General features: G+C 64.0%; 25 protein-coding genes, 1 other RNA gene and 1 pseudogene. 11 read left to right on the forward strand and 16 right to left on the reverse strand.

All coding sequences use genetic code 11. The annotated features are described in order from the left end of the window. The first annotated feature begins 76 nt into the window (after positions 1 to 76). Positions 77 to 1,909 (forward strand): ATP-binding protein, encoded by a 1,833-nt coding sequence (locus FJW07_RS11725; RefSeq protein WP_140856539.1) that lies wholly within the window; start codon positions 77 to 79, stop codon positions 1,907 to 1,909. A 178-nt stretch (positions 1,910 to 2,087) separates the two neighbouring features. On the opposite strand, the gene FJW07_RS11730 is transcribed toward FJW07_RS11725, so the two are convergent. Together FJW07_RS11730 and miaA are read right to left on the reverse strand one after the other, a co-directional pair. Next, positions 2,088 to 2,879, reverse strand: coding sequence for a GGDEF domain-containing protein (locus FJW07_RS11730; protein ID WP_140655136.1), 792 nt, complete (start codon positions 2,877 to 2,879; stop codon positions 2,088 to 2,090). 125 nt (positions 2,880 to 3,004) lie between these two features. After that, on the reverse strand, positions 3,005 to 3,949 hold the full coding sequence (miaA, locus tag FJW07_RS11735) for a tRNA (adenosine(37)-N6)-dimethylallyltransferase MiaA (RefSeq protein ID WP_140856713.1): 945 nt from the start codon (positions 3,947 to 3,949) through the stop codon (positions 3,005 to 3,007). Between miaA and serB the strand changes: the two genes are divergently transcribed. Beyond that, positions 3,939 to 4,826, forward strand: coding sequence for a phosphoserine phosphatase SerB (gene serB / locus FJW07_RS11740; RefSeq protein ID WP_140785561.1), 888 nt, complete (start codon positions 3,939 to 3,941; stop codon positions 4,824 to 4,826). The genes miaA and serB overlap by 11 nt on opposite strands. Before the next feature lie 8 nt (positions 4,827 to 4,834). Beyond that, positions 4,835 to 5,398: a GNAT family N-acetyltransferase gene (locus FJW07_RS11745; RefSeq protein ID WP_140785560.1), complete on the forward strand. Its 564-nt coding sequence runs from the start codon at positions 4,835 to 4,837 to the stop codon at positions 5,396 to 5,398. 304 nt (positions 5,399 to 5,702) lie between these two features. Here FJW07_RS11745 and FJW07_RS11755 read toward each other — a convergent pair whose 3' ends face one another. The 6 genes from FJW07_RS11755 to FJW07_RS11780 all read right to left on the reverse strand — a co-directional run bounded on the left by FJW07_RS11755 (position 5,703) and on the right by FJW07_RS11780 (position 11,394). After that, positions 5,703 to 7,220 carry a DegQ family serine endoprotease gene (locus FJW07_RS11755; protein ID WP_140856541.1) on the reverse strand — a complete coding sequence of 506 codons (1,518 nt, stop codon included), beginning with the start codon at positions 7,218 to 7,220 and terminating at the stop codon, positions 5,703 to 5,705. Positions 7,221 to 7,365: 145 nt separating this feature from the next. Then, on the reverse strand, positions 7,366 to 7,551 hold the full coding sequence (locus FJW07_RS11760; protein WP_140644189.1) for a DUF2065 domain-containing protein: 186 nt from the start codon (positions 7,549 to 7,551) through the stop codon (positions 7,366 to 7,368). A 6-nt stretch (positions 7,552 to 7,557) separates the two neighbouring features. Beyond that, on the reverse strand, positions 7,558 to 8,499 hold the full coding sequence (locus FJW07_RS11765) for a protease modulator HflC (RefSeq protein WP_140655123.1): 942 nt from the start codon (positions 8,497 to 8,499) through the stop codon (positions 7,558 to 7,560). After that, entirely contained in the window at positions 8,499 to 9,614 is a 1,116-nt protein-coding gene (hflK, locus tag FJW07_RS11770; protein WP_140644185.1) for an FtsH protease activity modulator HflK, read from the reverse strand. Before hflK ends, FJW07_RS11765 begins: the two co-directional genes overlap by 1 nt. Positions 9,615 to 9,862: 248 nt before the next feature. Beyond that, entirely contained in the window at positions 9,863 to 10,381 is a 519-nt protein-coding gene (locus FJW07_RS11775) for a dihydrofolate reductase (protein ID WP_140856543.1), read from the reverse strand. Next, complete coding sequence (locus FJW07_RS11780) at positions 10,381 to 11,394, reverse strand: DUF4424 domain-containing protein (RefSeq protein WP_140856545.1); 1,014 nt, start codon at positions 11,392 to 11,394, stop codon at positions 10,381 to 10,383. Before FJW07_RS11780 ends, FJW07_RS11775 begins: the two co-directional genes overlap by 1 nt. A 119-nt stretch (positions 11,395 to 11,513) precedes the next feature. Here FJW07_RS11780 and cobF point away from each other — a divergent pair, with 119 nt between their 5' ends. Further along, positions 11,514 to 12,278 carry a precorrin-6A synthase (deacetylating) gene (gene cobF, locus FJW07_RS11785; protein ID WP_140856547.1) on the forward strand — a complete coding sequence of 255 codons (765 nt, stop codon included), beginning with the start codon at positions 11,514 to 11,516 and terminating at the stop codon, positions 12,276 to 12,278. A gap of 136 nt (positions 12,279 to 12,414) precedes the next feature. Here cobF and FJW07_RS11790 read toward each other — a convergent pair whose 3' ends face one another. From FJW07_RS11790 to modA, 4 genes are all read right to left on the reverse strand, one after another. Next, entirely contained in the window at positions 12,415 to 12,756 is a 342-nt protein-coding gene (locus FJW07_RS11790; RefSeq protein WP_140755223.1) for a winged helix-turn-helix domain-containing protein, read from the reverse strand. A gap of 88 nt (positions 12,757 to 12,844) precedes the next feature. Next, entirely contained in the window at positions 12,845 to 13,957 is a 1,113-nt protein-coding gene (gene modC, locus FJW07_RS11795) for a molybdenum ABC transporter ATP-binding protein (RefSeq protein ID WP_140856549.1), read from the reverse strand. After that, positions 13,954 to 14,658: a molybdate ABC transporter permease subunit gene (gene modB, locus FJW07_RS11800; RefSeq protein WP_140644173.1), complete on the reverse strand. Its 705-nt coding sequence runs from the start codon at positions 14,656 to 14,658 to the stop codon at positions 13,954 to 13,956. Before modB ends, modC begins: the two co-directional genes overlap by 4 nt. Positions 14,659 to 14,680: 22 nt before the next feature. Beyond that, complete coding sequence (modA, locus tag FJW07_RS11805) at positions 14,681 to 15,475, reverse strand: molybdate ABC transporter substrate-binding protein (protein WP_140856550.1); 795 nt, start codon at positions 15,473 to 15,475, stop codon at positions 14,681 to 14,683. A gap of 165 nt (positions 15,476 to 15,640) precedes the next feature. On the opposite strand from modA, the pseudogene FJW07_RS11810 reads away from it, so the two are divergent. Next, a pseudogene (locus FJW07_RS11810) lies at positions 15,641 to 15,849 on the forward strand (molybdopterin-binding protein). Between the two features lie 13 nt (positions 15,850 to 15,862). On the opposite strand, the gene FJW07_RS11815 reads toward FJW07_RS11810, so the two are convergent. Next, a complete protein-coding gene (locus FJW07_RS11815) occupies positions 15,863 to 16,657 on the reverse strand; it encodes a thymidylate synthase (RefSeq protein ID WP_140856552.1) in 795 nt (264 codons plus the stop codon). Between the two features lie 141 nt (positions 16,658 to 16,798). Then, the gene (locus FJW07_RS11820; RefSeq protein WP_140644165.1) at positions 16,799 to 17,110 is read right to left on the reverse strand and encodes a DUF2853 family protein; all 312 of its coding nucleotides are present in this window, start codon (positions 17,108 to 17,110) and stop codon (positions 16,799 to 16,801) included. A gap of 168 nt (positions 17,111 to 17,278) precedes the next feature. On the opposite strand from FJW07_RS11820, the gene ssrA reads away from it, so the two are divergent. Both ssrA and FJW07_RS11830 read left to right on the forward strand, forming a co-directional pair. Then, positions 17,279 to 17,639: a transfer-messenger RNA gene (gene ssrA, locus FJW07_RS11825) on the forward strand. Between the two features lie 100 nt (positions 17,640 to 17,739). Further along, the gene (locus FJW07_RS11830; RefSeq protein WP_140856553.1) at positions 17,740 to 18,300 is read left to right on the forward strand and encodes an AAA family ATPase; all 561 of its coding nucleotides are present in this window, start codon (positions 17,740 to 17,742) and stop codon (positions 18,298 to 18,300) included. Between the two features lie 45 nt (positions 18,301 to 18,345). Here the strand turns inward: FJW07_RS11830 and FJW07_RS11835 are convergent, their stop codons facing one another. Beyond that, a complete protein-coding gene (locus tag FJW07_RS11835) occupies positions 18,346 to 19,551 on the reverse strand; it encodes a multidrug effflux MFS transporter (RefSeq protein WP_140655092.1) in 1,206 nt (401 codons plus the stop codon). 209 nt (positions 19,552 to 19,760) lie between these two features. On the opposite strand from FJW07_RS11835, the gene FJW07_RS11840 reads away from it, so the two are divergent. The 4 genes from FJW07_RS11840 (at position 19,761) to FJW07_RS11855 (ending at position 21,534) form a co-directional block, all read left to right on the forward strand. Further along, positions 19,761 to 20,444: a TetR/AcrR family transcriptional regulator gene (locus FJW07_RS11840; protein ID WP_140856555.1), complete on the forward strand. Its 684-nt coding sequence runs from the start codon at positions 19,761 to 19,763 to the stop codon at positions 20,442 to 20,444. 116 nt (positions 20,445 to 20,560) lie between these two features. Beyond that, positions 20,561 to 21,091, forward strand: coding sequence for an SspB family protein (locus FJW07_RS11845; RefSeq protein WP_140644157.1), 531 nt, complete (start codon positions 20,561 to 20,563; stop codon positions 21,089 to 21,091). 8 nt (positions 21,092 to 21,099) lie between these two features. Beyond that, positions 21,100 to 21,297 carry a DUF4169 family protein gene (locus FJW07_RS11850; RefSeq protein ID WP_140674572.1) on the forward strand — a complete coding sequence of 66 codons (198 nt, stop codon included), beginning with the start codon at positions 21,100 to 21,102 and terminating at the stop codon, positions 21,295 to 21,297. A gap of 9 nt (positions 21,298 to 21,306) precedes the next feature. After that, complete coding sequence (locus tag FJW07_RS11855; RefSeq protein WP_140655086.1) at positions 21,307 to 21,534, forward strand: ribbon-helix-helix domain-containing protein; 228 nt, start codon at positions 21,307 to 21,309, stop codon at positions 21,532 to 21,534. 3 nt (positions 21,535 to 21,537) lie between these two features. Here the strand turns inward: FJW07_RS11855 and FJW07_RS11860 are convergent, their stop codons facing one another. Then, positions 21,538 to 23,340, reverse strand: coding sequence for a chloride channel protein (locus FJW07_RS11860; RefSeq protein ID WP_140856557.1), 1,803 nt, complete (start codon positions 23,338 to 23,340; stop codon positions 21,538 to 21,540). Between the last annotated feature and the right edge of the window lie 7 nt (positions 23,341 to 23,347).

Below are 23,347 nucleotides of genomic sequence, written 5' to 3' on the forward strand. Positions count from 1 at the left end.
TACACCATTCGACCTCACCTGACTTTAACCCCGGTTGGATAGGGTTGCCGCTCCAGGGGAATGGGACCACGGCATTATGTTTGTTGAACGCGAAGCCTCCGTTGGCGAACCGACTTCGCAGGAGCGCCGCAACATCCAGCAGAACGACAAGCGCGTTCTGGGCAATGTCGTGCAATGCGACGGCGCGCGCGCCACCATCAGCGCCCATGCGGAAGACACCGAAGGCGCGGTCACCGGCCTCTGGACCGTCGGCAAGATGATCTCCATCAATCTCGGTTCGACACGAACGGTCGGCCTTGTCTATGCCATCGGCAAATCGGACCTTGCCTGGAACCACGAAGGGCAGAACCCGATCGAGGTCAGCGTCGAACTGGTCGGCGAGGTACGCGACGGCGCCGAGCCCGGCGCCAAGCCGGTGTTCGACCGCGGCATCACCACTTATCCGCATATCGGCGCCATTGCCCACAGCATCCGCAGCCGCGACCTGCAGGCGGTCTACGATCTGGCCGGGCGCCATTCGGTGACCATCGGCACGCTGTCGCAGGATGAGTCGATCGATGCCCACATCGCCATCGACGATACGCTGGCGCGTCATTTCGCCATCGTCGGCACCACCGGCGTCGGCAAATCGACGGCGGTGTCGCTGCTGTTGCGCAAAACGATCGAGGCGCGCCCGGACCTGCGCGTGCTCATCCTCGACCCGCACAACGAGTTCGCCGGCTCGCTGCCGGAATATTGCGTCAAGGTCGATTCCAAGACGCTCGACCTGCCGTTCTGGATGTTCAGGCTGGAAGAGTTCGCCGAAGTGCTGTTTCGCGGCCGCGAGACGGTGCCCGAGGAAGTGGATGTCCTGCGCGACCTGATCCCGGCCGCCAAGAACCTTTATCGCAACCCGAATTCCGGCACCTATGTCAGGCGCGGCAGCGACGCGCTGACCGCGGACACGCCGGTGCCCTACCGCATGGCCGATCTCATCAAGCAGATCGACGAGCGCATGGGCCTGCTCGAAAGCAAGAACGACCGCCCGACTTTGAAGTCGCTGAAAACGCGCATCGAATCGGCGGCGGCCGATCCGCGCTACCGCTTCATGTTCAATTCGCGGCTAATCGAGGACACCATCCACGAAACGATCGGCAACATTTTCCGCGTCCCCAGCCATGGCCGCCCGGTCACCTGCTTCGAGATGGCGGGCATGCCTTCGGAAGTCGTCAATTCGGTCTGCTCGGTGCTGGCGCGCCTGGCCTTCGACCTGGCCTTGTGGAGCGAGGGCCGGCTGAGGCTGCTCCTGCTTTGCGAGGAAGCCCACCGCTATATGCCGGCCGATCCGCGTCTCGGCTTCGCGCCGACGCGCCACGCGCTGTCGCGTATCGCCAAGGAAGGCCGCAAATATGGCTGTTATCTCGGCGTCGTCACCCAGCGCCCGGGCGAGCTCGACCCGACCATCCTGTCGCAATGCTCTACCTTTTTCGCCATGCGCCTCGCCAACGAGCAGGACCAAGCGATCATCCGCTCGGCGATCGCCGACTCCTCGGCCTCGACGCTGGCTTTCCTGTCCTCGATGGGGCAACGCGAAGCCATCGCTTTCGGCGAAGGCGTGGCGACGACCATGCGGCTGAAATTCGAGAAGCTGCCGCAACAATTCATCCCCGGCACCGCGAAAGGCGAGCAGGTCGAGCCCTCCGTGGATGGCAGCGACGTCGATCTGGCCATGATCGTCGAGCGGCTTCGCAACGTGCCGAAGCCGCAGCAGTCCATGGCCTTCGCCGAGACCGTGGACTCGACCCGCCAGGCCGGCGACCCGGACTACAAGAAGCCGGCCAACGCCCCGCGCGTGCAGCCGGACGACGACTTCGACACTCGCTACGGCCTGAAGCCCTCGACCTTCGGCATGCGCCCGCTGAACGACTGAGTTTCCGCTCTGCCTGAAGCCCCGCTTGAATGGGTAAATCTCGTCAGGAAATTCGTCAGGCTGAGTCGGCTGGAGCCGTTTTCGAGAACCGGAGCGGAGCGGACATTTGGGTCCGTGAGCACCGGAAGCGCAGAAAGCGCCTCCAGACGGCCAGCCTCACGAATTTGATGATGAGATTTTAGGCGCAGACGCGGTTGCGGCCTTGCTTCTTCGCCTCATAGAGCTGGCGGTCGGCGCGGCGGTAGAAATCCTCCGCGCTCTCCTTGTGGTCCCAGACGGCAAGGCCGACGCTGGTGGTGACCTTCAGCCGCACATTGCCCGACATGATGGACATGTTGGCGATCGCCTTGCGGATGCGTTCGGCGAACCTGGCGAGCAATTCGACATCCATGTTGGGGGTGACGACGGCAAATTCCTCGCCGCCCAGCCGCGCCACCACATCGTGATAACGCGTCATGCCCCTCAGACACGCGGCGACGGCCCTCAACACCTCGTCGCCGACGTCATGCCCATGCGTGTCGTTGACCTGTTTGAAATGATCGAGATCGAGGATCATCAGTCCGACCGGCCTGTCGATGCGGCGAAACTCGTGGAGATATTCGCGCAGCGCATCGTCGAAATAGCGACGGTTCTGCATTCCGGTAAGACCATCGGTGAGCGCCGCCTGCTCGAGCGTCTGCGAACGGGCGCTGAGCGAAACCGTCATGGCCCTGAGCTTGCCCTCTTCCCGCACCTGGCCGCGGATCAGCGGGTAGATGAAGAAGGTGCCGAAGAACAGCGCGGTCGCCAGCAGCGCCCCGGTGACGAACAGCAGTTTGTTGAGATAGACGATTTTGTCGACGCGCGATGCGGTATCGAGATCGGCGGCGATGTCCTGCAATTGGCCATAGGCGTGGAAGGTCACCAGGCCCGCGGCCAGGATCACGAAAATAAAGACAAAAAATGCGGATTCCGCCTTATGGAAACGCATCTACTCCCCGCGGCACTGCAAGCCTTGAGGTTATGGCATGGCGGACCTTACGGACAGTTAACCCGGACAACCTTGGCGAGAATTAGAGCCAGGGATTTTAAGGTGCTGATTGAAAAAGCTTTTCGTCAGTCCGGGAGCGCCGGTTCGTCGCCCGGCCGCAGCCTGCGCCACTCCGCGCCCAGCTGGTGCCTGAACCAGGTCGACTGGCGCTTGGCATACTGCCGGGTCGCGATCTTGGCGCGTTCGATCGCATCGGGAAAACCCGACTGTCCGGCCATTGCCGCTTGCAGCTCGCGCACGCCGATCGCTTTCATCGCCGGCAGATCCGCGTCGAGGCCGAGCGCGATGAGCCGGCGCACTTCGTCGAGCGCGCCTTTGTCGAGCATCTGGTCGAAACGTGCCTCGATGCGCCGCACCAGTTGCTGCCGGTCCGGCTCGATGACCAGGAAACGCGCGCTGTCGCGATCGATCAGCGGCCGGCCGCGCGCCGCCTGCCATTCCAGGATCGAGCGCCCCGAAGCGTCGAGCACCTCGAGTGCCCGCACGATACGCTGGCCATCGGTCGGCCTGAGCTGCATGGCGGCGGTCGAATCCTCACGCATCAGCAGGCGATGCAGCCTTTCGGCCCCTTGTTCCTTGAGCTCGTAGCGCCAGCGCTCGCGGACGGAGGCCGGAATATCCGGCATGTCCGAGATGCCTTCGGCCAGCGCGCGGAAATAGAGCCCGGTGCCGCCGACGAAAACGACCGGTCGGCCCGACAGCACGCCGTCTTCTATCAGCTTCGTCACGTCGCGCAGCCAGGCGCCAGTGGAATAGGCCGTGGAGGGATGGACATGGCCGTAAAGGAAATGCGGCGCGCGTGCCATTTCAGCGGCGCTCGGCCGCGCCGTCAGGACATCGAGCACCGAATAGCCCTGCATGGAATCGGTGTTGACGATGACGCCGCCGTCGCGTTCGGCGAGATCGAGCGCCAGCGCCGACTTGCCGCTGGCTGTCGGCCCGGCTATCAGGATCGCGTTCTTGACGCGGCCTTCGCCCGCCTGCCTGCCGGAATGTTCGATGCCGCTGATCGCCACTTTAGTATCCCGTCCAGAAGCCCGCGCCGTGCCGGCCTCGCTTGCGAATATGGCCTTGCGGGCCGCCGGCGCAAGCGCCGTTGATTGGCTGGCCGAGGACATCGCCTGCGATCTCGTTTTGCCGCAGACGCCGGATATCGGCGAAATGACCGCCAATCTGCGCGCTGCATTGGCTTCCGAGCCGGTCGATGTCATCGTCCAGCCCGCCGAAGGCAGGCGCAAGAAGATACTGCTCGCCGATATGGATTCGACCATGATCGACCAGGAATGCATCGACGAGCTCGCCGACGAGATCGGCGTCAAGGATCATGTCGCGGCGATCACCGCGCGCTCGATGAATGGCGAGATCGCCTTCGAGCCCGCCTTGCGCGAGCGCGTCGCCCTGCTGAGGGGCCTCAATACCGCCGTGGTCGACCGCATCATCGCCAACCGGCTGACGCTCGCGGCCGGCGGCCGCGCCCTGGTGCAAACGATGCGCGCCAACGGGGCTTGGACGGCGCTGGTCTCCGGCGGCTTCGACGTCTTCACCAGCCGCATCGCCGCCATGCTGGGTTTCCAGGAAAACCGGGCCAACCGGCTGATCGAGAAAGACGGCACATTCACCGGCATGGTGGCCGAGCCGATCCTCGGCCGCGCCGCCAAGGCCGAAGCGCTGCTCGATATCGCGGCGCGGCTCGGACTGACGACCGAGGATGCCATCGCCGTCGGCGACGGCGCCAACGACCTCGATATGATCCGCCTTGCCGGCACCGGCGTCGCGCTTCACGCCAAGCCGGCGGTGGCGGAACAGGCCCGCATCTGCATCGACCATGGCGATCTGACGGCGCTGCTCTATCTCCAGGGCTACCGCCGGGATGAATTCGTCTTGTGAGGTCTCCAATGACGCCGATACGCACCGAGCGTCTCATCCTGCGCAATTGGGAAGAGCGCGACCGCGCGCTTTTCCATCGCATCAACTCCGACGAGCGCGTGATGGAATTCTTCCCGTTCCGCCGCGACCGTGCCGCGGCGGATGCCAAGATGGACGAGGTCCGCGCCTGGATCGATGAGGATGGCTACGGCTTCGCCGCGGCCGAGATTGCCGCGACCGGCGAATGCATCGGCTTTGTCGGTTTGTCCGGAACGGAAGACATCGACGTGCTGGCGCCCGGCACCATCGAGATCGGCTGGCGGCTGGCACCCGAATTCTGGGGCAAGGGCTACGTTACCGAGGCGTCGGAAGCTTGGCTCGCCTATGGCTTCGGAACGCTTGGCGTCGGCGAAATCGTGTCGTTCGCGGTTGCTGACAATCATCGCTCCATCGCTGTCATGAAGCGGCTCGGCATGCGAGCCGATCCCGCCGCCGATTTCGAGCATCCCGCCGTCCCCGATAGCCATCCGCATCTCAAGCGGCATGTCCTCTACAGGTTGTCGCGCGAGGACTGGCAGGCACGGCGTATCTGATCAATGCCTCTCAGAAGAACGTTCGTCTCCGGACTGTGGCGGACCATCCGGGAGCTGATCGAGAATCCTGGCGAAATCCGCGCCGGATGCATTGCCCGCCCGTCGGCGTAGGAAATCGGCCGCAGTCTCCATGGCACCGATCTTTTGTGCCACGGCCGAGGCGATCACTGATTGAGCGAGACACCGTCCGCTTTTGCCAGGCGCGCCGCCGCTTCCTTGACCGAGAGGGGCAGCTTCAAAGGATATGTTGCCTTGCTCATGTTCGTGTTCCTTCCAGCAACTCGGCCGGGCTAGCAAGCCGGACTCAATCCATCCGGATCGTCACGAAGCGCAGTTCGCCGGTCTTCGAAGCCAGCATCAAGAGCGCGTTCTTGCGGCCTTGCTCCTTCAGCGCGCCGATCCGGTCCATCACGTCCTTCGGCGTGCCGACCGATTCCTGCGCGATCTCGGTGATCACCTCGCCAGGCTGGATGCCGCGCTCGGCCGCCGCCGAATTCTTGGCGACATCGGTGATGACCACGCCGGACACGTCGGCCGCGATGCCGAACTTCTGCCGCGTCTGGTCGTTGAGCTCGCCGACCGTCATGCCGAGCACCGAAGCCGTCGATACCGGAGGCGTCGCCTTGTCGCCCTTGTCCTGGTCGGTGTTGCCGTTCTCGCCGCTGGCCAGCTTCTCACTGTCCTCGAGCCGTCCGAGCGTCACCTTGACGGTCTGCTCGACGCCCTTGCGCACGATGACGACGTCGACCGCCTTGCCGACCGGGCTTTCGGCCACGACACGCGGCAGGTCGCGCATTTCGTGGATGTCCTTGCCGTCGAACTTGATGATGACGTCGCCGGCCTGCACCGAACCGTTGTCGACCGGCCCGCCCTTGATGACGCCGGCCACCAGCGCACCTTTGGCGGTTGCCATGCCGAGGCTTTCGGCGATGTCGTCCGTCACCGGCTGGATGCGCACGCCGAGCCAGCCGCGCCGCGTCTCGCCATACTGGCGAAGCTGGTCGACGACGCCGGCGGCAAGCTGCGAGGGGATGGAGAAACCGATGCCGATCGACCCGCCCGACGGCGAGATGATCGCCGTGTTGATGCCGATGACTTCGCCCTCGGCGTCGAACAGCGGGCCGCCGGAATTGCCGCGGTTGATGGCGGCATCGGTCTGGATGAAATCGTCATAGGGGCCGGAATTGATGTCGCGGTTGCGCGCCGAGACGATGCCGACCGTGACCGTGCCGCCCAGGCCGAACGGATTGCCGATCGCCATCACCCAGTCGCCGACGCGCATCTTGGTGGAATCGCCGAATTTCACTGCCGTCAGCTTGTGGCCCTTGGGGTCGACCTTCAGCACCGCGACATCGGTCTTGGTGTCGGTGCCGACCAGCGTCGCCTTCAGCGTGATGCCGTCGGAGAAATTGACCTCGATATCGTCGGCATCGGCGATGACATGGTTGTTGGTCACGACGATGCCCTGCTCGGCGTCGATGACGAAGCCGGAGCCGAGCGACTGCACTTTCTGCGCGGCACCGCCCTTGTCGCCGCCACGGTTCTTGAAGAAATCGTCGAAGAAGTCCTGGAACGGCGAGCCCTCTGGCAGCTGCGGCATCGGCACCGCGCCCGGCCCTTCCGTGCCTCTCACCGTTTGCGAAGTCGAGATGTTGACCACCGCGCCAAGCAGGCGCTCGGCCAGATCGGCGACCGAAGGCGGACCGTCGGAGGCGATCGTCGGCGTCACGAAGGACGGAACGGCAACGATGCCGACTGCGAATGCCGTGGCGCCGGCGAAGAAGGTGCGCCGCGCCGCGCGCAACAGGGTGTCGGATATCATCGTGGCCTCCCGGTGTTTCAGAAAAGGAACGACGCATCCGCAAAGGCGCCTGTCCGATTCATGTTGGCAAGAAATAAGGCACGTTTGCGGCTATAGCTATCGGCGGAAGATAAATCGTCAATCGCTTCGGCACCAAGGAATTTCATCAACCGCGGACCAGCCAGACGATGCCGACGCCGATGGCGATCGCCGCCAGCCCGCCGATCCGCAGCACATTTTCCGGCACCGACAGCACTTCAGTAGCGAGTTTCCGGGCCAAAGCCGGAAACCCTCCATAGACCAGCCCTTCGATCACGAGGACCAGGCCGATTGCGGCCAGAAAATCCTGCACCGCCCGCTACTGGGCGGTGCCGGGTTGCGTTGCAGGTGGCGTCGCAGGCGCGGCAGGTGCCGGCCCGGGCTTGCTGTCCGGATCGCGGAAGTAGCGGAAGAACTCGGATTCGGGCGAGAGCACCATCGTCGTTCCGGTGTTGTCCAACGCCGTGCCGTAGGCGTTCATCGAGCGATAGAAGTCGAAGAAGGCCGGATCGCGCTTGTAGGCGTCGGCGAAGGTCGCGCTGCGCTGCGCCTCGCCCTCGCCGCGCAGGATTTCCGATTCCTTCTGCGCCTCGGCGATGATCTCGACGACCTCGCGGTCGGCTCGCGCCCTGATGCGCTGTGCCGCCTCGTTGCCGCGGGCCCTCAGACGCTCGGCTTCCGCCAGGCGCTCGGCCTTCATACGGTCATAGGTCTGCTGCGAGACCTCCGCCGTCAGATCGGTCCGGCGGATGCGCACGTCCTCGATGTCGAGGCCGAGCGAGGTCGCGTCGGGACGAAGCTGATCGCGCACCTCGCGCATCATATTGCCGCGCTCTTCCGAAAGAGCGGCTTCGAAGTCGCGCAGGCCGTAGACACGGCGCAGCGCCGCATCGAGACGCGTCCTCAGGCGGGCTTCGGCCAGTTCGACCTGACCGGACACCGCCGCGCGGAAGGTGCGCGGATCCGAGATGCGGTAGGCGATGAAGGCATCGACCTCGTAGAACTTGCCGCCCGAAACCTGGACGCGGATGTTGTCGAGGTCGAAGCGCATCACCCGCTTCTCGACCATTTGCACGCTGTCGGCATCGAAGAAGGCGAACGGCGCCTTGAAGTAGATGCCGGGCTCGCTCTTGACGTCGATGATCTCGCCGAACCTGAGCACGATGGCTTGCTGGCCGGCATTGACCACGAACACCGACGAATAGAGCAGGAACAGAAGGACGGCCGCGATCACGGCGATGATGGGAAGACGGTTGGCCATCACTGGTTACCTCCCGTCGTGACGCCGCCCATAGGGGCCGGCGCCGGCTGTGCTTTCGGCTGCAATGCCGGCAGCGGCAGGTAAGGCAGCACGCCCTGACCGTTGCCCTGTTCGACGACGACTTTGTTCGAGTCCTTCAGGATCTTCTCCATGGTTTCGAGATAAAGGCGCTTGCGCGTGACGTCGGGCGCCTTGGCGTACTCGTTGTAGACGGAGATGAAGCGCTGCGCCTCGCCTTCCGCCTCCTGCACGACGCGGTTCTTGTAGGCGGCGGCGTCCTCGCGGACCTGCGCCGCCTGGCCGCGCGCCTGGCCGAGCTTCTGGTTGGAATACTGGTTGGCCTGCTCGACGAACTTGTCCTCGTCCTGCTCGGCGCGCTGCACCTCGTCGAACGCGTCGGCCACCTCACGCGGTGGTGCCGCGTCCTCGATCGAGACTGCGTTGACCTGGAGACCGGTCTTGTAGCCGTCGAGCGTGCCCTGGATGATCTCGCGCACCCCGGTTGCGATGCCCTGGCGGTCGTCGCGGAAGATGTCCTGCGCCGGCCGCCGGCCGACGACTTCGCGCATGGCGCTCTCGGCGACCTGGGTCAGCATGCCGTCGGGATCGGAGACATCGAACAGATAGGCTTTGGGATCGGAGACCTGGTAGGCCACCGAGAACTGCACGTTGACGATGTTCTGGTCGCCCGAGAGCATCAGCCCGGAGCCGCTGCTCGAGCCGCCGCCGATGCTGACGAGCTGCTCGGAGATCTTTGCGGTCTCGACCGTTTCGATCGGCCACCAGTGGAAATGCAGGCCTGGCTGCGAAAGCTCGGTCTTCGGCTGGCCGAAGCGCAGTTCGACCGCAACCTCGTCGGGCTGCACGGTGTAGATCGCCTTGAAGGCCCACAGCACGATGAGGGCCAGCGCGATCAACCCGAGCACGGCCGGGCTGGCGCCGCCGCCTCCCGGAAGCGCGCGCCGCAGCCTGTCCTGGCCGCGGCGGATGATATCCTCAAGATCGGGGGGCGAACCCTGCGGGCCGCTTGGCCCTTTTGGTCCCTGCCCCCAGGGCCCCTGATTGCCGCCGCCGCCCCATGGGCCGCCGCCACCGCTCTTGTCGTTCCAGGGCATGAATGTCCTTTCGCTCCGGTTCCCTCAGGCCTTGCGGCGCAATCCTAACGCATGACCCGGAAAACCCATATCGGTTTTCGAAAAGGAATCATGCGCCAAAATCAAAGTATTACGTCGGCCTCTTGCGCGTATGGTTGGACGCTGTACCGCTGCAACATCGTTCTTCTATAGGGACGCCTTGACCCGCTTTCAACGCGATGTGTCATCGTCTCCGTGCGATTTGGATCGGTAGCGACCCTTTGTCGTCGTCAACGATCGTCGCGTCGGCGCTCGTAAACCGTGTAACGCGTGGCGTGGCTGTCCTTCTCGCCGGCGGGAAAATCCTCGGCGCTGACGACTTGCCAGACATTTGGGTCGATCGGCGGGAAATGCGCGTCGCCATCGACGCTGGCCAGCACATGCGTCACATGCAGCCGGTCGGCGAGCGGCAAAGCCTGGGCGTAAATCTCGCCGCCACCGACCACGCAGATCTCCTGCGCGCCCGCCATGCAGCGGCCGCGCACCCTGGCCAGCGCGACCGCGTCATCCAGCGAGTGGGCCACCTCGATGCCCTCGGCCCGCCAGGTTTTGTCGCGCGTCACCACGATGTTGAGACGGCCGGGCAGCGGCCGGCCGATGCCTTCATAGGTCTTGCGGCCCATGATGATCGGCTTGCCCATCGTGTCGGCCTTGAACCGCTTGAGATCGGTGGAAAGCCGCCACGGCAGGCCGCCTTCGCGTCCGATCACGCCGTTTTCGGCGATGGCGACATAGATCGCGATGTCCATCAGCCGCCATTCCCGCCATTATCCGACGGCTCCAGCAGCAGGATGTCGATGTCGCGCTCGGGATAGAAATCCTTCGCGGTGATCTCGAACGTCGTCGGTCCGACCTTTTTGACATTGTCGCCGCAGAAGGAGACGAGGTTTTTGACGTTGCCCTTGTCGATCGTCAGCTTGAAATTGCCGATATTGCCGGATGCCCAATTACCCCCCGTGGTCAGGATGTAGGCGATCCGGCTCTCGTAATATTTCGGATAACCATCCGGATTTGCCTTGGCCGCCTTGCGCACCGCGTTCTCGAATGTCTGATCCATGCAATAGCGGGTCTTGTAGGCCGCATACTGGCCCTGGAACTGGCCATCATAGAAGAAGCTGACCGAGGAGGTGCCGCCGACGCTGGGCTTGTAGCGGTGCGAAACATGGACTTCCTTGTTGGCCGGGAAGGTCGAGCGCCACCAATAGGTCGAGCGCAATTGCCAGAACGGCGCAAAGGCGGTTTGCATGCCCGAGCCGTCATCGGCCGTATCCTCGATGATGATGCCACGGTTTTCCCAATCCTCGGCGACATCCTTGGGCAGCTTCGCCAGCGCCGCCTTGGCGGCGTCGCCGAACGGATAGAGCGGCACGTTCTGCGCCTTGAGGTCCGTGGTGATGTCGATGCCCAGCGCAAACGCCCTTTGCTCCAGCTGCGGCTTCGCATCGACGCCGCCGATCGTCACCTCGAAGCCGAGGAAATTGTCGCTCTGTGCTTCCGGGATCGCCGGCATCTCGTTCGGATCGCCCTCGATGTCGGGCATCGGGAACGCGACGATGGAGCTAACATCCTTGTCGGTGTTGTTGCGGAACACATAGTCGACCGCCACCTTCTCCGGCGAGATGAAAAGATCCTCGCTCTGCATGGCGACGGCGTTGCTGCGCGACAGGATCAGGCCGCCGGTGCCGAGCTCAGCGACGGAATCATTGGCGAAGGCCGGAGCGGCCATGATTGCCAGCGCTGCGGTCAGTACGGTGCGTAACATGGACCCCTCCTCGACGGCGATACCGGGCGTCTTTTCATCTACCGTTTCAGTGCGCCGTTTCAAAGCCCTTCGTCATCGGACTTCTGGACACCGCGCCATCGATCGGGCAGGAGAGCGCCATGCGCAAGCTTCTCGTCATCGGCATCGGCGCCGGCAATCCCGACCACATGACTGTACAGGCCATCAACGGCCTGAACCGCGCCGACGTGCTGTTCATTCCCGACAAGGGAACGAAGAAGAACGATCTTGCGGATTTGCGCCGGCAGATATGCGACCGCTTCGTCACCAATCCGAAATCGCGCCGGGTCGAGTTCGATGTGCCGGTCCGGGCCGAACCGACATCGTCCTACCGGGCAACCGTCGACGACTGGCACGAGGCGATCGCCGAGATCTATGAGGCCTTGATCCGCGATGAGCTTGCCGACGACGGTTGCGGCGCGTTCCTCATCTGGGGCGATCCGTCGCTCTATGACAGCGCGCTGCGTATCCTCGAACGCGTTCGCCTCAGAGGCAATGTCGGTTTCGAGCTCGAAGTCGTCCCCGGCATCACCGCGATCCAGGCGCTGGCTGCCGCCCACGCGACCGCGCTCAACCGCATCGGCGATTCGATTCTTGTCACCACCGGCCGGCGGCTGACCGAGGAAGGCCTGGCGGCCAATGCCGGCTCGACCGTGGTCATGCTCGACGGCAAATGCGCCTTCAACACGCTGGCGGACCGAGACGTCCTCATCCAGTGGGGCGCCTACCTCGGCACACCGGATGAGATCGTCATTTCCGGCCGGCTGGGCGATGTCAGCGCCGAAATCGAAAGGGTTCGCGAGGAAGCCCGGCGAAAGAAGGGCTGGATCATGGACACCTATCTGCTGAGGAAGCCAGGGGATTAGGCTGTAGGCAGCAGGGAATAGGTAGTAAGATAATGGAGGCGATAGGGGCCTCGATTTCGAGCATCCAGGACATCATACCCTACTGCCTACTGCCTACTGCCTACTGCCTACTGCCTACTGCCTACTGCCTATTCCCTCATCCCGCATCGATCTCCGCCTGCAGGGCCTGCATATGGATGGCGGCGGCCGATGAAGCGGCTCGCTCTATGGCGCGAAACCGGCTGACGACCGCCAAACCCACCGATGTCAATTGCGCGCCGCCGCCTTTGCGGCCGCCGGTCTGCGCCGCGACCAGCGGCTTGCCGAACACGCGGTTCATGTCTTCGACCAGATCCCAGGCATGCTTGTAGGACATCTCCATGCCGCGCGCCGCGGCCGAGATCGAGCCGAAGGCGGCGATCTGCTCCAGAAGTTCGATCTTGCCCGGGCCGATTCGGCCGTCGGGGTCGAGATTTATCCGCAGGCTGAGCGACGGCATTTCATCTCCTCGGCTTCCACGGCACGACAATAGTCTCTATGCGAAGCAAGCGCTATTCCAAATATACATAGCGACATGATCGAGATCCTCAAACGTCGGCTTCGGCCGGCAGGCCGGCGCCGGTGTTTGCGCGATCGAAGCTCACCGTCTTGATGACCGCGAAGACCTCGCTTCCCAGCTTGAGACCAAGCGCCTGCCGCGATTGTTCCGTGATCCGCGCGATCACAACCGCGCCGTGGCAATCGATGCCGATTTCGACCTCGGGCCCCTCGCCGGGCTTCATGCTGACGATTGTTCCCTCCAGGATATTGAGCGCGCTGAGTCCGGCGGGTTTCTCGATGGCGACCATCACGTCGCGGGCGCGGACGCGTATGCGAACCGAAGCACCGGCCGGCCGCGCCAGTTTCGGCACGCGGATCTCGCCGGCCTGCGAGCCAAGCACCGTCATGCCGAAAGCCTCGTCGTGGCGCAGGACCTTGGTATCGAGCACGGCACCGCCCTCGCCGCGTTCCTCCGCCGGCAACAGGTCGAGCCGCCGCATGATCGCCTCTGTCGGGCCGGCCGCCGCAACCTTGCCCTGCGAAAGCACCATGACGTCGCTCGCCAGCCGCGCCACCTCGGCGACGGAATGGCTGACATAGACGATCGGGATCTTCGTCTCGTCGCGCAACCGCTCGATATAGGGAAGGATCTCGGCCTTGCGCGCCTCGTCGAGCGAGGCGAGCGGTTCGTCCATCAGAAGCATTTTCGGGCTGGTAAGCAGCGCGCGGCCGATCGCGACCCGCTGCCTTTCGCCGCCCGACAGTTTCGCCGGCCGCCGGTCGAGCAGGCGACCGATGCCGAGCAGGTCGACCACCGCGTCCATCTTGGCGTAGCGCTCGGAAGCCGGCGTGAACCAGCGGCCGTAGCGCAGATTGCCGGCGACGCTCATATGCGGGAACAGCCGCGCGTCCTGGAACACCATGCCGATCCGCCGCTTGTGCATCGGCACGAAGATGCGCGCGGCGGTGTCGACCAGCACCTTGCCGTCGACCGAGATACGGCCTTTGTCCGGACGGATCAGGCCCGCGATCAGATTGATCAGCGTCGACTTGCCCGAACCGGACGGCCCGAACAGCGCCGTCAGCCGGCCGGCGCTCTCGAAACGCGCCTCCACGGCGAAATCGCCGAGCCGATGCCGGATATCGACGGAGAGCGTCATTCGATGTCCATTCGCCGGCCGACCCGCCGCGCCAACACTTCCGAAGCGACCAGCGCGACCATCGAGATGACGATCGAGATCAGCGTCAGCCTGAGCGCCCCTTCATCGCCGCCCGGCACCTGTGTGAAGGTGTAGATCGCCGAGGGCAGCGTCTGCGTCTCGTTGGGGATGTTGGAGACGAATGTGATGGTGGCGCCGAATTCGCCCATCGCCTTGGCGAAGGAAAGGACCGCGCCTGCGATCACGCCGGGCAGGATCAGCGGCAGCGTGATGGTGGCGAACACCCAGAGCGGATTGGCGCCGAGCGTGCCGGCCGCCGCCTCGATTCTGCGGTCGACAGCCTCGATCGAGAGCCGGATGGCCCGCACCATCAGCGGAAAGCCCATCACCCCGCAGGCCAATGCCGCGCCCGTCCAGCGGAACGAGAAGACGATGCCGAAATGCTCGGCAAGGAAGGCGCCGGCCGGGCCACGCCGGCCGAAGGTGAGCAAGAGCAGATAGCCGGTCACCACCGGCGGCAGGATCAGCGGCAGATGCACCAGCCCGTTGAGCAGGGTCTTGCCCCAGAAACGCCCCCGCGCGAGCAGGAGCGCGAGCAGGATGCCGGGCGGCAGGCTGGCGAGCATCGCCACCGTAGCCACCTTGATCGACAGCCGGACCGCATTCCATTCGTCGGGAGTGAGGTCCAGCAGCCAATTCATAGCGATGTCTGCGAGGTCTTTCTCAGTTGCTCGGCGCGAGCACCGTAAAACCCTGCTCCTTGAAGATCTCGGCGGCCTTGGCCGACTCGACGCATTTCAGGAAGGCAGCCGTATCCTTGTCCTTCGAATCCGCGGTCTGGGCAATCGGGTAGATGATCGGCGGATGCGAATCTTCCGGGAAGTTGCCGACGACCTTGACGCCCTTTTCGGCATGCGCGTCGGTGGCATAGACGATGCCAAGCGGGGCCTCGCCCGTCGACACCAGCTTCAGTGCGGCGCGCACATTCTCGGCCTGCGCGACCTTGCCTTCGACCGACGACCAGACGCCCAGCGATTCCAGCGCCGCCTTGCCGTATTTGCCGGCCGGCACGGCTTTGAAATCGCCCATGGCAAGCTTGCCGTCGCCGATCAGCTTGGCGAGGTCGAAGCCCTTCTCGACCCTGGTCTCGACCGTGGAATCCTTCGGCGCCACCAGCACGATCTGGTTGCCGAGCAGCTTCACTTCGGTATCCGGCTTGGTCAGCTTCTTGTCGGAGAGATACTTCATCCAGTCGAGGTCGGCCGAGACGAAAACGTCGGCCGGCGCGCCGCCTTCGATCTGCTTGGCCAGGGCCGAGCTCGCCGCATAGGAAATGGTGGCGGCTTCGCCGACTTCCGGCTCGCAGGCCTTGTTGACCGCGTCGAGCGCGTCCTTGAGGCTCGCCGCGGCAAATACGATCACCTTGTCGTCGGCATGGGCCGCCGGTACCGCCGCCATCAGCATTGTCGCCAGACCGCCAATAGCTGCCGCCTTCAACCCAAAACCCTTGCCCGTCATGGAATCTCTCCCTGGTTTCAATCCGTACGGCCCAAAGCCCCGCATCGATATATCCGCATGAACATAACAAGGGAAGGCTTTTCGCCTGCCATGACATTGTGCGCCGTCGTGGTCTCGGCCTACGATGAATGCGAAACGGAACGGCGAAGCTTTAAGGAGAGACGCATGAAGGTCAGCGCCCGCAACATCCTCAAGGGTAAGGTCACCGAGATCGTCAAGGGAGCCACCACCTCGCATGTCAGGATCGACATCGGCGGCGGCGTCATCGTCACCGCCCGATCACCAACGAAGCGGTCGCCGACCTCGCGCTCGAAAAAGGCAAGCAGGCCTATGCGGTAATCAAGGCCTCGGACGTCATGGTCGGCATCGACTGAGCCGAAGGCTGGCTCATACGGCGATCGGCGCCTTGATGCTCGCATCCGCGAAATAATTCTCGAGCCGGAAATCCTCGAAGCGGAAGGCGAAGAGGTCTTTCACCTCCGGATTGATCCACATCGTTGGTAAGGCCTTGGGCGTGCGCAGCATCTGCTCGCGCGCCTGCTCGAAATGGTTCGAATAAAGATGCGCGTCGCCGAGCGTGTGGACGAAATCGCCGGGCTTCAGCCCGGTCACCTGCGCCACCATCATGGTGAGCAAGGCATAGGAAGCGATGTTGAATGGCACGCCGAGGAAGATATCGGCCGAGCGTTGGTAAAGCTGGCACGAGAGCCTGCCCTCCGAGACATAGAACTGGAACAGGCAATGGCAGGGCGGCAGCGCCATCGCCTCGACTTCGGCCGGGTTCCAGGCCGAGACGATCAGCCGGCGCGAGTTAGGATTCCTGCGTATCTCCTTCAAAAGGCCCGCGATCTGGTCGATCTCGCCGCCATGCCCGTCCGGCCATGAGCGCCATTGCTTGCCGTAGACCGGTCCAAGATCGCCATTCTCGTCGGCCCATTCGTCCCAGATGGTGACGCCATGGTCGTTGAGATATTTGATGTTGGTGTCGCCGGCCAGGAACCAGAGAAGTTCGTGGATAATCGATTTCAGATGCAGCTTCTTCGTCGTCGTGACCGGAAAGCCGCGCGAAAGATCGAAGCGCATCTGGTAGCCGAATACCGAGCGCGTGCCTGTCCCGGTGCGATCGCCGCGGTCGGCGCCGTTTTCCAGCACATGCTTCAACAGGTCGAGATATTGGCGCATCGGCTCCGCCTCGATTCGAGTAACAGGCAATCATACCCGACCGACAGCCCGTCGAACACCGCAAAGCAGGCACGGATGTGGGTCGCGCCAAAAACCAACGGCGCCGGCACGGTTTCGTGCCGGCCGCCGGATGGCAGTGCCTTACAGAGATCCGAGTTTGCCGAGGTCCTTGGCGACCAGATAGTAGAAGGTCACGCGGCTCTTGGTGTTGTCGGCATGCATCGCCTTGCAGGTCTTCTCGATCGAGGCATTCGCCTTTGCGGCATCCGCGATGCCGAGCTTCTTGCCGATCCAGTTCTCCCGCACGCGGTCGAGTTCCTTCGGGTCGGTGCAGGATACCAGCGAAGAATCGCGGTTCCTGAGCGCAATGCCCAGATGCTTGACGATCTTATCGACCGCGTCGGCGCTGGCGCCGGCATCGTATTTCTTCACATCCGCAAGATAGTCGGCCATCAAACTTCCCCTCGTCGGCGCCACCGATCCGATCGGTGAGGGTTGTGGCGCGCTACGCAACCTGTGCGTTAGATCAGAGACTCCTCACCGGCAGCGAGATTTGATTGAGTGGGCGCGCAAGTCAACCCTTGGCTGCGCAGTTTGGCATAACCGGACAAGCGCCGGTTTGGCCTTTCTTTTTCCGTTATCGATCCCTATATTCGTTTCGTCGGCTTGACCGACTATGGCGATAAACAGGCGATGAAATAAGCCGTTCGGACCCGGGGGCGGTACCCGGCGCCTCCACCAAAAACCGCTCTGGCTGACGGAGCGGCTTTTGCTGGGGGCGAAATAGGATCGACGAAGGTGTAAAGATCGTACTTTTGCCCGGCATTGTACCACCGTCATCGGGCTAAACTTATAGTTGCCAACGACAACTATGCGGAAGCTCGTCTCGCTGCTTAATGCGGCGCGAACGCTTCAAATCAAGCCCTAGCGGTTCGCACTTCTAGGCGGGGTTCGGAGGTACCTGGCAACAGAAACCTCCACCTTCCCCTCTTTTGCTTCTTCCCACCAACCGAACGGCCAAGGCTCGTCCGGCGCTTGATGCGCGGCGTACAGCCTTGCCGCCCATCCTCAAGGGACAAGCGATGCAAAACGATTGCGGCCGATTCTTCGTGCTGACCGGCGGTCCAGGTTCCGGCAAGACCACCTTGATCGAAGCGCTGCGGGCCCAGGGCTTCGCGACGGCGCCTGAGGCCGGGCGCGGCATCATCCGCGACCAGATGGCCATCGGCGGCCCTGCCCTACCCTGGCAGGATCGCGCGCTCTTTGCCGAGCTGATGCTGTCGTGGGAGCTGCGCTCCTGGCAGGCCGCGCATGCCGAACCTCCTGGCCCGGTCTTCTTCGACCGCGGCGCGCCCGACACCATTGGCTATCTCAGACTCTGCGGCCTGCCGGTGCCGGACCACCTCACAAGCGCTGCGAGGAAATTCCGCTACGCGCGCCGCGTCTTCGTCGCGCCATCCTGGCCGGAGATCTTCACCCAGGAGGAGGAGCGCAAGCAGACGCTCGACGAGGCCGAGCGCACATTCCGCTCGGTGACCGGCGTCTATGTGGAGCTCGGTTACGAACTGGTGCCGTTGCCCCTCGCTCCGGTCGAGGAACGGTTGCGCTTCGTCATCGATCAGGCCGGCTTGCAACAGACATGAAAAAGGCCGGGCACGCCCGGCCTTTTCTGTCTTGTCTGTGATTGCCTACTCCGCCGGCGCCTCGACCGCTTCGCGCTCGCGGCCGAGCGTCAGCTTGGCCAGCGTGAAGGAAATCACCGCGCAGAGCGTTATGCCCGCCACCATCGGCAGCGGCGTGCCGTCGAAGAAGATGCCGGCGACGCCCATCGCCAGCGCGCCGATGGCGAAATGCAGCGTGCCCATCAGCGCCGAGGCCGTGCCGGCGATCTCGCCATGTTCTTCCATCGCCAGCACCGAGGTTGTCGGGATGACCAGGCCAAGGAAGCCGTAGCCGACGAAGAGCAGCGCGGCCATCACGTCGAGCCGGTCGACACCCGAGGCCATGATGGCGAACAGCGCCACCATGACCGTGGCATAGCCGGTGACCGCCACCCAGACGACACGCTTCAAACCAAAACGGTCGGCCAGCATCCCGGTCAGCTGCGACATGCCGATGAAGGCGACCGCGTTGATCGAGAAGAACACACTGTAGACCGACGGCGACAGGCCGTAGTGGTCGATCAGGATGAAGGACGAGCTTGACAGATAGACGAAGAAGCTCGCAATGCCGAAGCCCGCGATCGCCACAAGGCCAAGGAAGTTGCGGTCGCCCATCAGGTAGCGGTAGCCGGCAAGCGCCGTGCCGAACGACGAGCCGGCGCGCTCTTCGACCGGCCGCGTCTCCTTGAGCGAGGTGGCAAGCAGGATGGTGGCCAAAGCAGCGGCACCCGTCACCGTCCAGAACACGGCGCGCCAACCGAAACTCTCGATGATCTGGCTGCCGGTCAGCGGCGCCAGAATCGGCGACACCGAGAACACCAGCATCAAAAGCGACATCAGCTTGGCGGCTTCATTGCCGGTGTGCAGGTCGCGCACGATGGCGCGCGGCACCGCCATGCCGGCGCTGGCGCCAAGCCCCTGCAGGAAGCGGAAGGCGATCAGCCACTCGATGGTCGGCGCCATCGCCGAGCCGACGCCGCCGACCATGAACAGCGCAAGGCCGGCATAAAGCGGCGCCTTGCGGCCGACCATGTCGGAGATCGGGCCGACGACGATCTGCCCGAAGCCCATCGACAGGAAGAAGATCAGCAGGCTCATCTGCACGGCGGCTGTGCCGGCATGCAGATCCTGGCCGATCGAAGGCAGCGCGGGGAGATACATATCGATCGCAAACGGGCCGATCGCGGACAACAAGCCGAGCACGACCGCGATGCGGAGGAATTTTGGACTCATGATAAGGCTCTTTTCGGATCTGGTTGCCGCCGCGAATATCGGCGTCTGAACCCAGGACGTTCCATCCCGCGGAAATCCGACACCTGAGAGCGAATTCATTCGTCACTAAAGCGAACTTGTTTCGTCTCGGTAGCGCAGACTTCCCGTTATCGTGTCCACAAATTTAGACAGGCTTGTCCAATTCGTCAATCACCGCTATATAGATTTTCATGAAACACGGCATTTCTCCTGACACTTTCCCGCCACGCAGCCACGAGGCCAAGCGGGTGTCGGTGGTGGAGGCTGCTGCTTCGGTTTTTTGTCGGGAAGGCTATGCCGGCGCCAATATTGACCTGATCGCGGCCGAGGCCGGCGTTTCACGCCAGACCGTCTACAACCATCACGGCGACAAGGAAAAGCTCTTCGTCGCCGTCGTGCGCGACCTGACGGAGCGCTGCAATGCCGGCATCTTTGCCACCATCGCCACCTTTCCCGACCAGCCTACGGACCTGGAAGCCGACCTGGTCGCCTTTGCGGTGCGCATGAACCGCAACTGCATCTGCAACCGCGACGGCCGTTTCCTGCGCAAGCTGATCCAGGCCGAAGGCGAGCGCTATCCGGAACTGTTTGCCGAATGGCGCGAACAAGGCCCGGGCCGCACCTGGTCGGCGCTTGCCGCGCGCTTCGCCCGGCTTGCCTTCGCCGGTCACCTGTCGATCGGCGACCCCGACGTCGCGGCGCGTCAGTTCCTCGCCCTCGTCAACGCCGAGCTTCAGATCACTTTCATGCTGGGCGGCGCACCGACCGAGGAAGAGGTGCTGCGCTCCGCCGCCAACGGTGTGCGGACCTTTCTCGGCGCCTTCGCCAGGAAGAAATTGCCAGCCGGCAAACAGGCGGCGCTCGTTCACGCCTGAGCGATCAAATCGCCGGCGCCCCTCTTGGCCTCACGGCTTTGCGCCTATATGCGGTTTACGCCGCGCTCAAGCTTGATTACAGCTATGCGGACGATTCAACGGAACCCGACCATCAGATGGCCGACGACCACATCCGCTACGACATTCTGGCCCAGGAGGCTCTGCGCGGCGTCATGCGCAAGGTCCTGGCCGAAGTCGCGCGCACGGGCCTTCCGGGCAATCATCATTTCTTCATCACCTTCCTGACCGGCGCGCCGGGCGTGCGCATCTCGTCCAGGCTGCGCGAGCGCTATCCGGAGCAGATGACCATCGTCATCCAGTTCCAGTATTGGGACCTGAAGGTGACGGATGCCGGCTTCGAGGTCGGACTTTCCTTCTCCGATGTGCCGGAAAAGCTCGAAATCCCCTTCTCCGCCGTACGCGGCTTCTACGATCCGTCGGTCAATTTCGAGCTCGAATTCGACGTCAAGACGGAGAGCGCCGAAGACGAGGCCGCCGCTCCGGCGCCCGAGCCGGTCGCCGTCGTCCCCGAGAAGAAGCCGGAATCCAAAAAGAAGGCCGCCGAGGCCGAGAAGAAGCCGGCGGTCGCCGAGACCGGCGGCAAGGGCGCTGACGTCGTTTCGCTCGACGCGTTCCGCAAGAAGTAGCCAGCGCCATGGGCGAGGTCGTCAATCTCCGCCAGGCCCGCAAGCAGAAAGCGCGCATCGAGAAAGAACGTCAGGCCGGCGAGAACCGGGCGCTGCACGGCCGCTCGAAGACGGAGCGCGAGCGTGACCGGCTGGCATCGGAAAAGGCCGAGAAATTCGTGGCCGGCCATCGCCGGGAAAAACCCGACGACCCCGGCGAGCGCTGAGTCCCTGCAATGGCCGCGGTCGAAAAACGTTCGGTAACGATCCGCGGTCACCGCACCAGCTTTTCCCTGGAACAGCCTTTTTATGACGATCTCATCGCCATCGCCGGGCAACGCTCGCTGTCGCTCGCGGCCCTGGTCGCGGAGATCGACGAGACGCGCACCCGCGACGCCAACCTGTCGTCCGCGCTGAGGCTCTATGTGCTGGCCTGGGCGAAGCGCGGCGGCGCGGCGCCGTGATGCCTAAGCCGGATCGCCCACGCTTTGCCCTGCCTTGCGCTTGGCGCCGAAGCTGAGCAGGGCCGACCGGTCGCGCTCCTCCGCCTGCTTTTTCGACCTTACCCGCATCATGTCTTTCCAGCCGATATAGCCGACAAGCCGTTCATCGTCGCGTGAGACGACCGGCAGATGCGAGACGTTGGCGAGCAGAAGCTTGTCGGAAAGCGCCTCCAGATATTCGTCCGGATAAGCCAGCGTGATCTTGCTGCCGGCGAGCAATTCGCCGAGCGTCGTGCTGCGATGCTTGCCGGCGCGCCGCCAGCGCAGGATCGCGGGCGGATCGATGACGCCGAGCACATGCCCCTCCCCGTTGACCACCGGGAAGCTCGGGTGCCGGGTGTCCGGCGCGGTCAGGAACGTTGCCGCGCCGTGCAGCGTCATCGTCGCCGGCACGCTCTCGACCTTCGTCGTCATCACTTCCTTGACCCTTGTCAAAGCGAAAGGGTCGACGCGGTATTCGCGCACGAGGTGATGCCCGCGTCGCGCCACTTTTTCGGTCAGGATCGAGCGCTTCATCAACAGCACGGTGACCGCGTGGGCGGTGGCGCAGGCCGCGATCAGCGGCACCAGGACATGCGTGTTGCCGGTGAGCTCGGTAGCGAAGAAAGTCGCGGTCAACGGCGCGCGCATGGTGCCGCCCATGGTCGCGGCCATCGCCAGCAGCGGCCAGAAGCCGGGGCTTGCCTCGGGCAGGATGCCCGAGAGCACCGCACCCATCGCTCCGCCCATGATGAGCAGCGGCGCCAGCACGCCGCCCGAGGTCCCGGACCCCAGAGCCACCGACCAGATGATGGCCTTCACCACCAGAAGCAGCAGCGCGGCGGTGGCGACGGTGCGGCCGTCGAGCATATTGGCGATGTTGTCGTAGCCGACGCCAAGCGCGTGCGGCTCGATCAGGCCGCCGATGCCGACCACCAGGCCGCCGATCATCGGCCACCACATCCAGTGTATCGGCAGCTTCAGGAAGGCGTCCTCGCAGGCATAGACCAGTTGCGTCAGCAGGCCCGAAAGCAGCCCGGCGGCAATGCCCACCAGCACCCAGCCGCCCAATCCTGCAATCGAGACCTCCATGCTGCCCGAGAACGGAAAGATCGGACCCGGCAGGTGCAGCAAGCTGCGTTCGACTTCCGCGACGATTGCCGCGACGGCGACAGGGATGAAGCTGCGCGGCGTCCACTCGAACAGGAGCAATTCGACGGCGAGCATGATGGCGGCGATCGGCGTGCCGAAAACCGTCGTCATGCCGGCCGCCGCACCCGCCACCAGCAGCGTCTTGCGCTCATTGTCGCTGACCGGCAGCATCTGCGCGATCAGCGAGCCGATGGCGCCGCCGGTCATGATGATCGGGCCTTCGGCGCCGAACGGTCCGCCCGAGCCGATCGAGATCGCCGAAGACAGCGGCTTCAGCACCGCGACCTTGGCGTCGAGCCGCGAGCGCCCGAGCAGGATCGCCTCGATGGCCTCGGGAATGCCGTGGCCGCGGATCTTCTCGCTGCCGAAGCGCGCCATCAGGCCGATGATCAGCGCGCCGATCACCGGGACGATCACGGCGGCATAGCCCAGCGGCGAGTCCTCGAGCTTGAGTTCGGCCAGCGAGAACTGGCCGAAATAGGCGATGTTGGTGGCAAGACGGATGAGCTGCAGAAGTACGATGCCGGCGAAGAGCCCAGCGGTCGCCACCACGACGGCAATGGCCGCGATCAGCAGAACACGCGGATCGGTCGTGAAGTCGCGGAGATTGCCGTTGCCGGCGTGAGCAGGTTTCATTTTGGGA

The organism is Mesorhizobium sp. B3-1-9 (assembly GCF_006439595.1).
In the GTDB taxonomy this organism is placed as follows: domain Bacteria; phylum Pseudomonadota; class Alphaproteobacteria; order Rhizobiales; family Rhizobiaceae; genus Mesorhizobium.

What these genes read in the sequence shown, in the direction of transcription:
- FJW07_RS11725 (WP_140856539.1), top strand. Translation starts at nt 77, where the DNA reads ATGTTTGTTGAACGCGAAGCCTCCGTTGGCGAACCGACTTCGCAGGAG.
- FJW07_RS11730 (WP_140655136.1), bottom strand. Translation starts at nt 2,879, where the DNA reads ATGCGTTTCCATAAGGCGGAATCCGCATTTTTTGTCTTTATTTTCGTG.
- serB (WP_140785561.1), top strand. Translation starts at nt 3,939, where the DNA reads ATGCCGCTGATCGCCACTTTAGTATCCCGTCCAGAAGCCCGCGCCGTG.
- FJW07_RS11745 (WP_140785560.1), top strand. Translation starts at nt 4,835, where the DNA reads ATGACGCCGATACGCACCGAGCGTCTCATCCTGCGCAATTGGGAAGAG.
- FJW07_RS11755 (WP_140856541.1), bottom strand. Translation starts at nt 7,220, where the DNA reads ATGATATCCGACACCCTGTTGCGCGCGGCGCGGCGCACCTTCTTCGCC.
- FJW07_RS11765 (WP_140655123.1), bottom strand. Translation starts at nt 8,499, where the DNA reads ATGGCCAACCGTCTTCCCATCATCGCCGTGATCGCGGCCGTCCTTCTG.
- hflK (WP_140644185.1), bottom strand. Translation starts at nt 9,614, where the DNA reads ATGCCCTGGAACGACAAGAGCGGTGGCGGCGGCCCATGGGGCGGCGGC.
- FJW07_RS11775 (WP_140856543.1), bottom strand. Translation starts at nt 10,381, where the DNA reads ATGGACATCGCGATCTATGTCGCCATCGCCGAAAACGGCGTGATCGGA.
- FJW07_RS11780 (WP_140856545.1), bottom strand. Translation starts at nt 11,394, where the DNA reads ATGTTACGCACCGTACTGACCGCAGCGCTGGCAATCATGGCCGCTCCG.
- cobF (WP_140856547.1), top strand. Translation starts at nt 11,514, where the DNA reads ATGCGCAAGCTTCTCGTCATCGGCATCGGCGCCGGCAATCCCGACCAC.
- FJW07_RS11790 (WP_140755223.1), bottom strand. Translation starts at nt 12,756, where the DNA reads ATGCCGTCGCTCAGCCTGCGGATAAATCTCGACCCCGACGGCCGAATC.
- modC (WP_140856549.1), bottom strand. Translation starts at nt 13,957, where the DNA reads ATGACGCTCTCCGTCGATATCCGGCATCGGCTCGGCGATTTCGCCGTG.
- modB (WP_140644173.1), bottom strand. Translation starts at nt 14,658, where the DNA reads ATGAATTGGCTGCTGGACCTCACTCCCGACGAATGGAATGCGGTCCGG.
- modA (WP_140856550.1), bottom strand. Translation starts at nt 15,475, where the DNA reads ATGACGGGCAAGGGTTTTGGGTTGAAGGCGGCAGCTATTGGCGGTCTG.
- FJW07_RS11815 (WP_140856552.1), bottom strand. Translation starts at nt 16,657, where the DNA reads ATGCGCCAATATCTCGACCTGTTGAAGCATGTGCTGGAAAACGGCGCC.
- FJW07_RS11820 (WP_140644165.1), bottom strand. Translation starts at nt 17,110, where the DNA reads ATGGCCGACTATCTTGCGGATGTGAAGAAATACGATGCCGGCGCCAGC.
- FJW07_RS11830 (WP_140856553.1), top strand. Translation starts at nt 17,740, where the DNA reads ATGCAAAACGATTGCGGCCGATTCTTCGTGCTGACCGGCGGTCCAGGT.
- FJW07_RS11835 (WP_140655092.1), bottom strand. Translation starts at nt 19,551, where the DNA reads ATGAGTCCAAAATTCCTCCGCATCGCGGTCGTGCTCGGCTTGTTGTCC.
- FJW07_RS11840 (WP_140856555.1), top strand. Translation starts at nt 19,761, where the DNA reads ATGAAACACGGCATTTCTCCTGACACTTTCCCGCCACGCAGCCACGAG.
- FJW07_RS11845 (WP_140644157.1), top strand. Translation starts at nt 20,561, where the DNA reads ATGGCCGACGACCACATCCGCTACGACATTCTGGCCCAGGAGGCTCTG.
- FJW07_RS11850 (WP_140674572.1), top strand. Translation starts at nt 21,100, where the DNA reads ATGGGCGAGGTCGTCAATCTCCGCCAGGCCCGCAAGCAGAAAGCGCGC.
- FJW07_RS11855 (WP_140655086.1), top strand. Translation starts at nt 21,307, where the DNA reads ATGGCCGCGGTCGAAAAACGTTCGGTAACGATCCGCGGTCACCGCACC.
- FJW07_RS11860 (WP_140856557.1), bottom strand. Translation starts at nt 23,340, where the DNA reads ATGAAACCTGCTCACGCCGGCAACGGCAATCTCCGCGACTTCACGACC.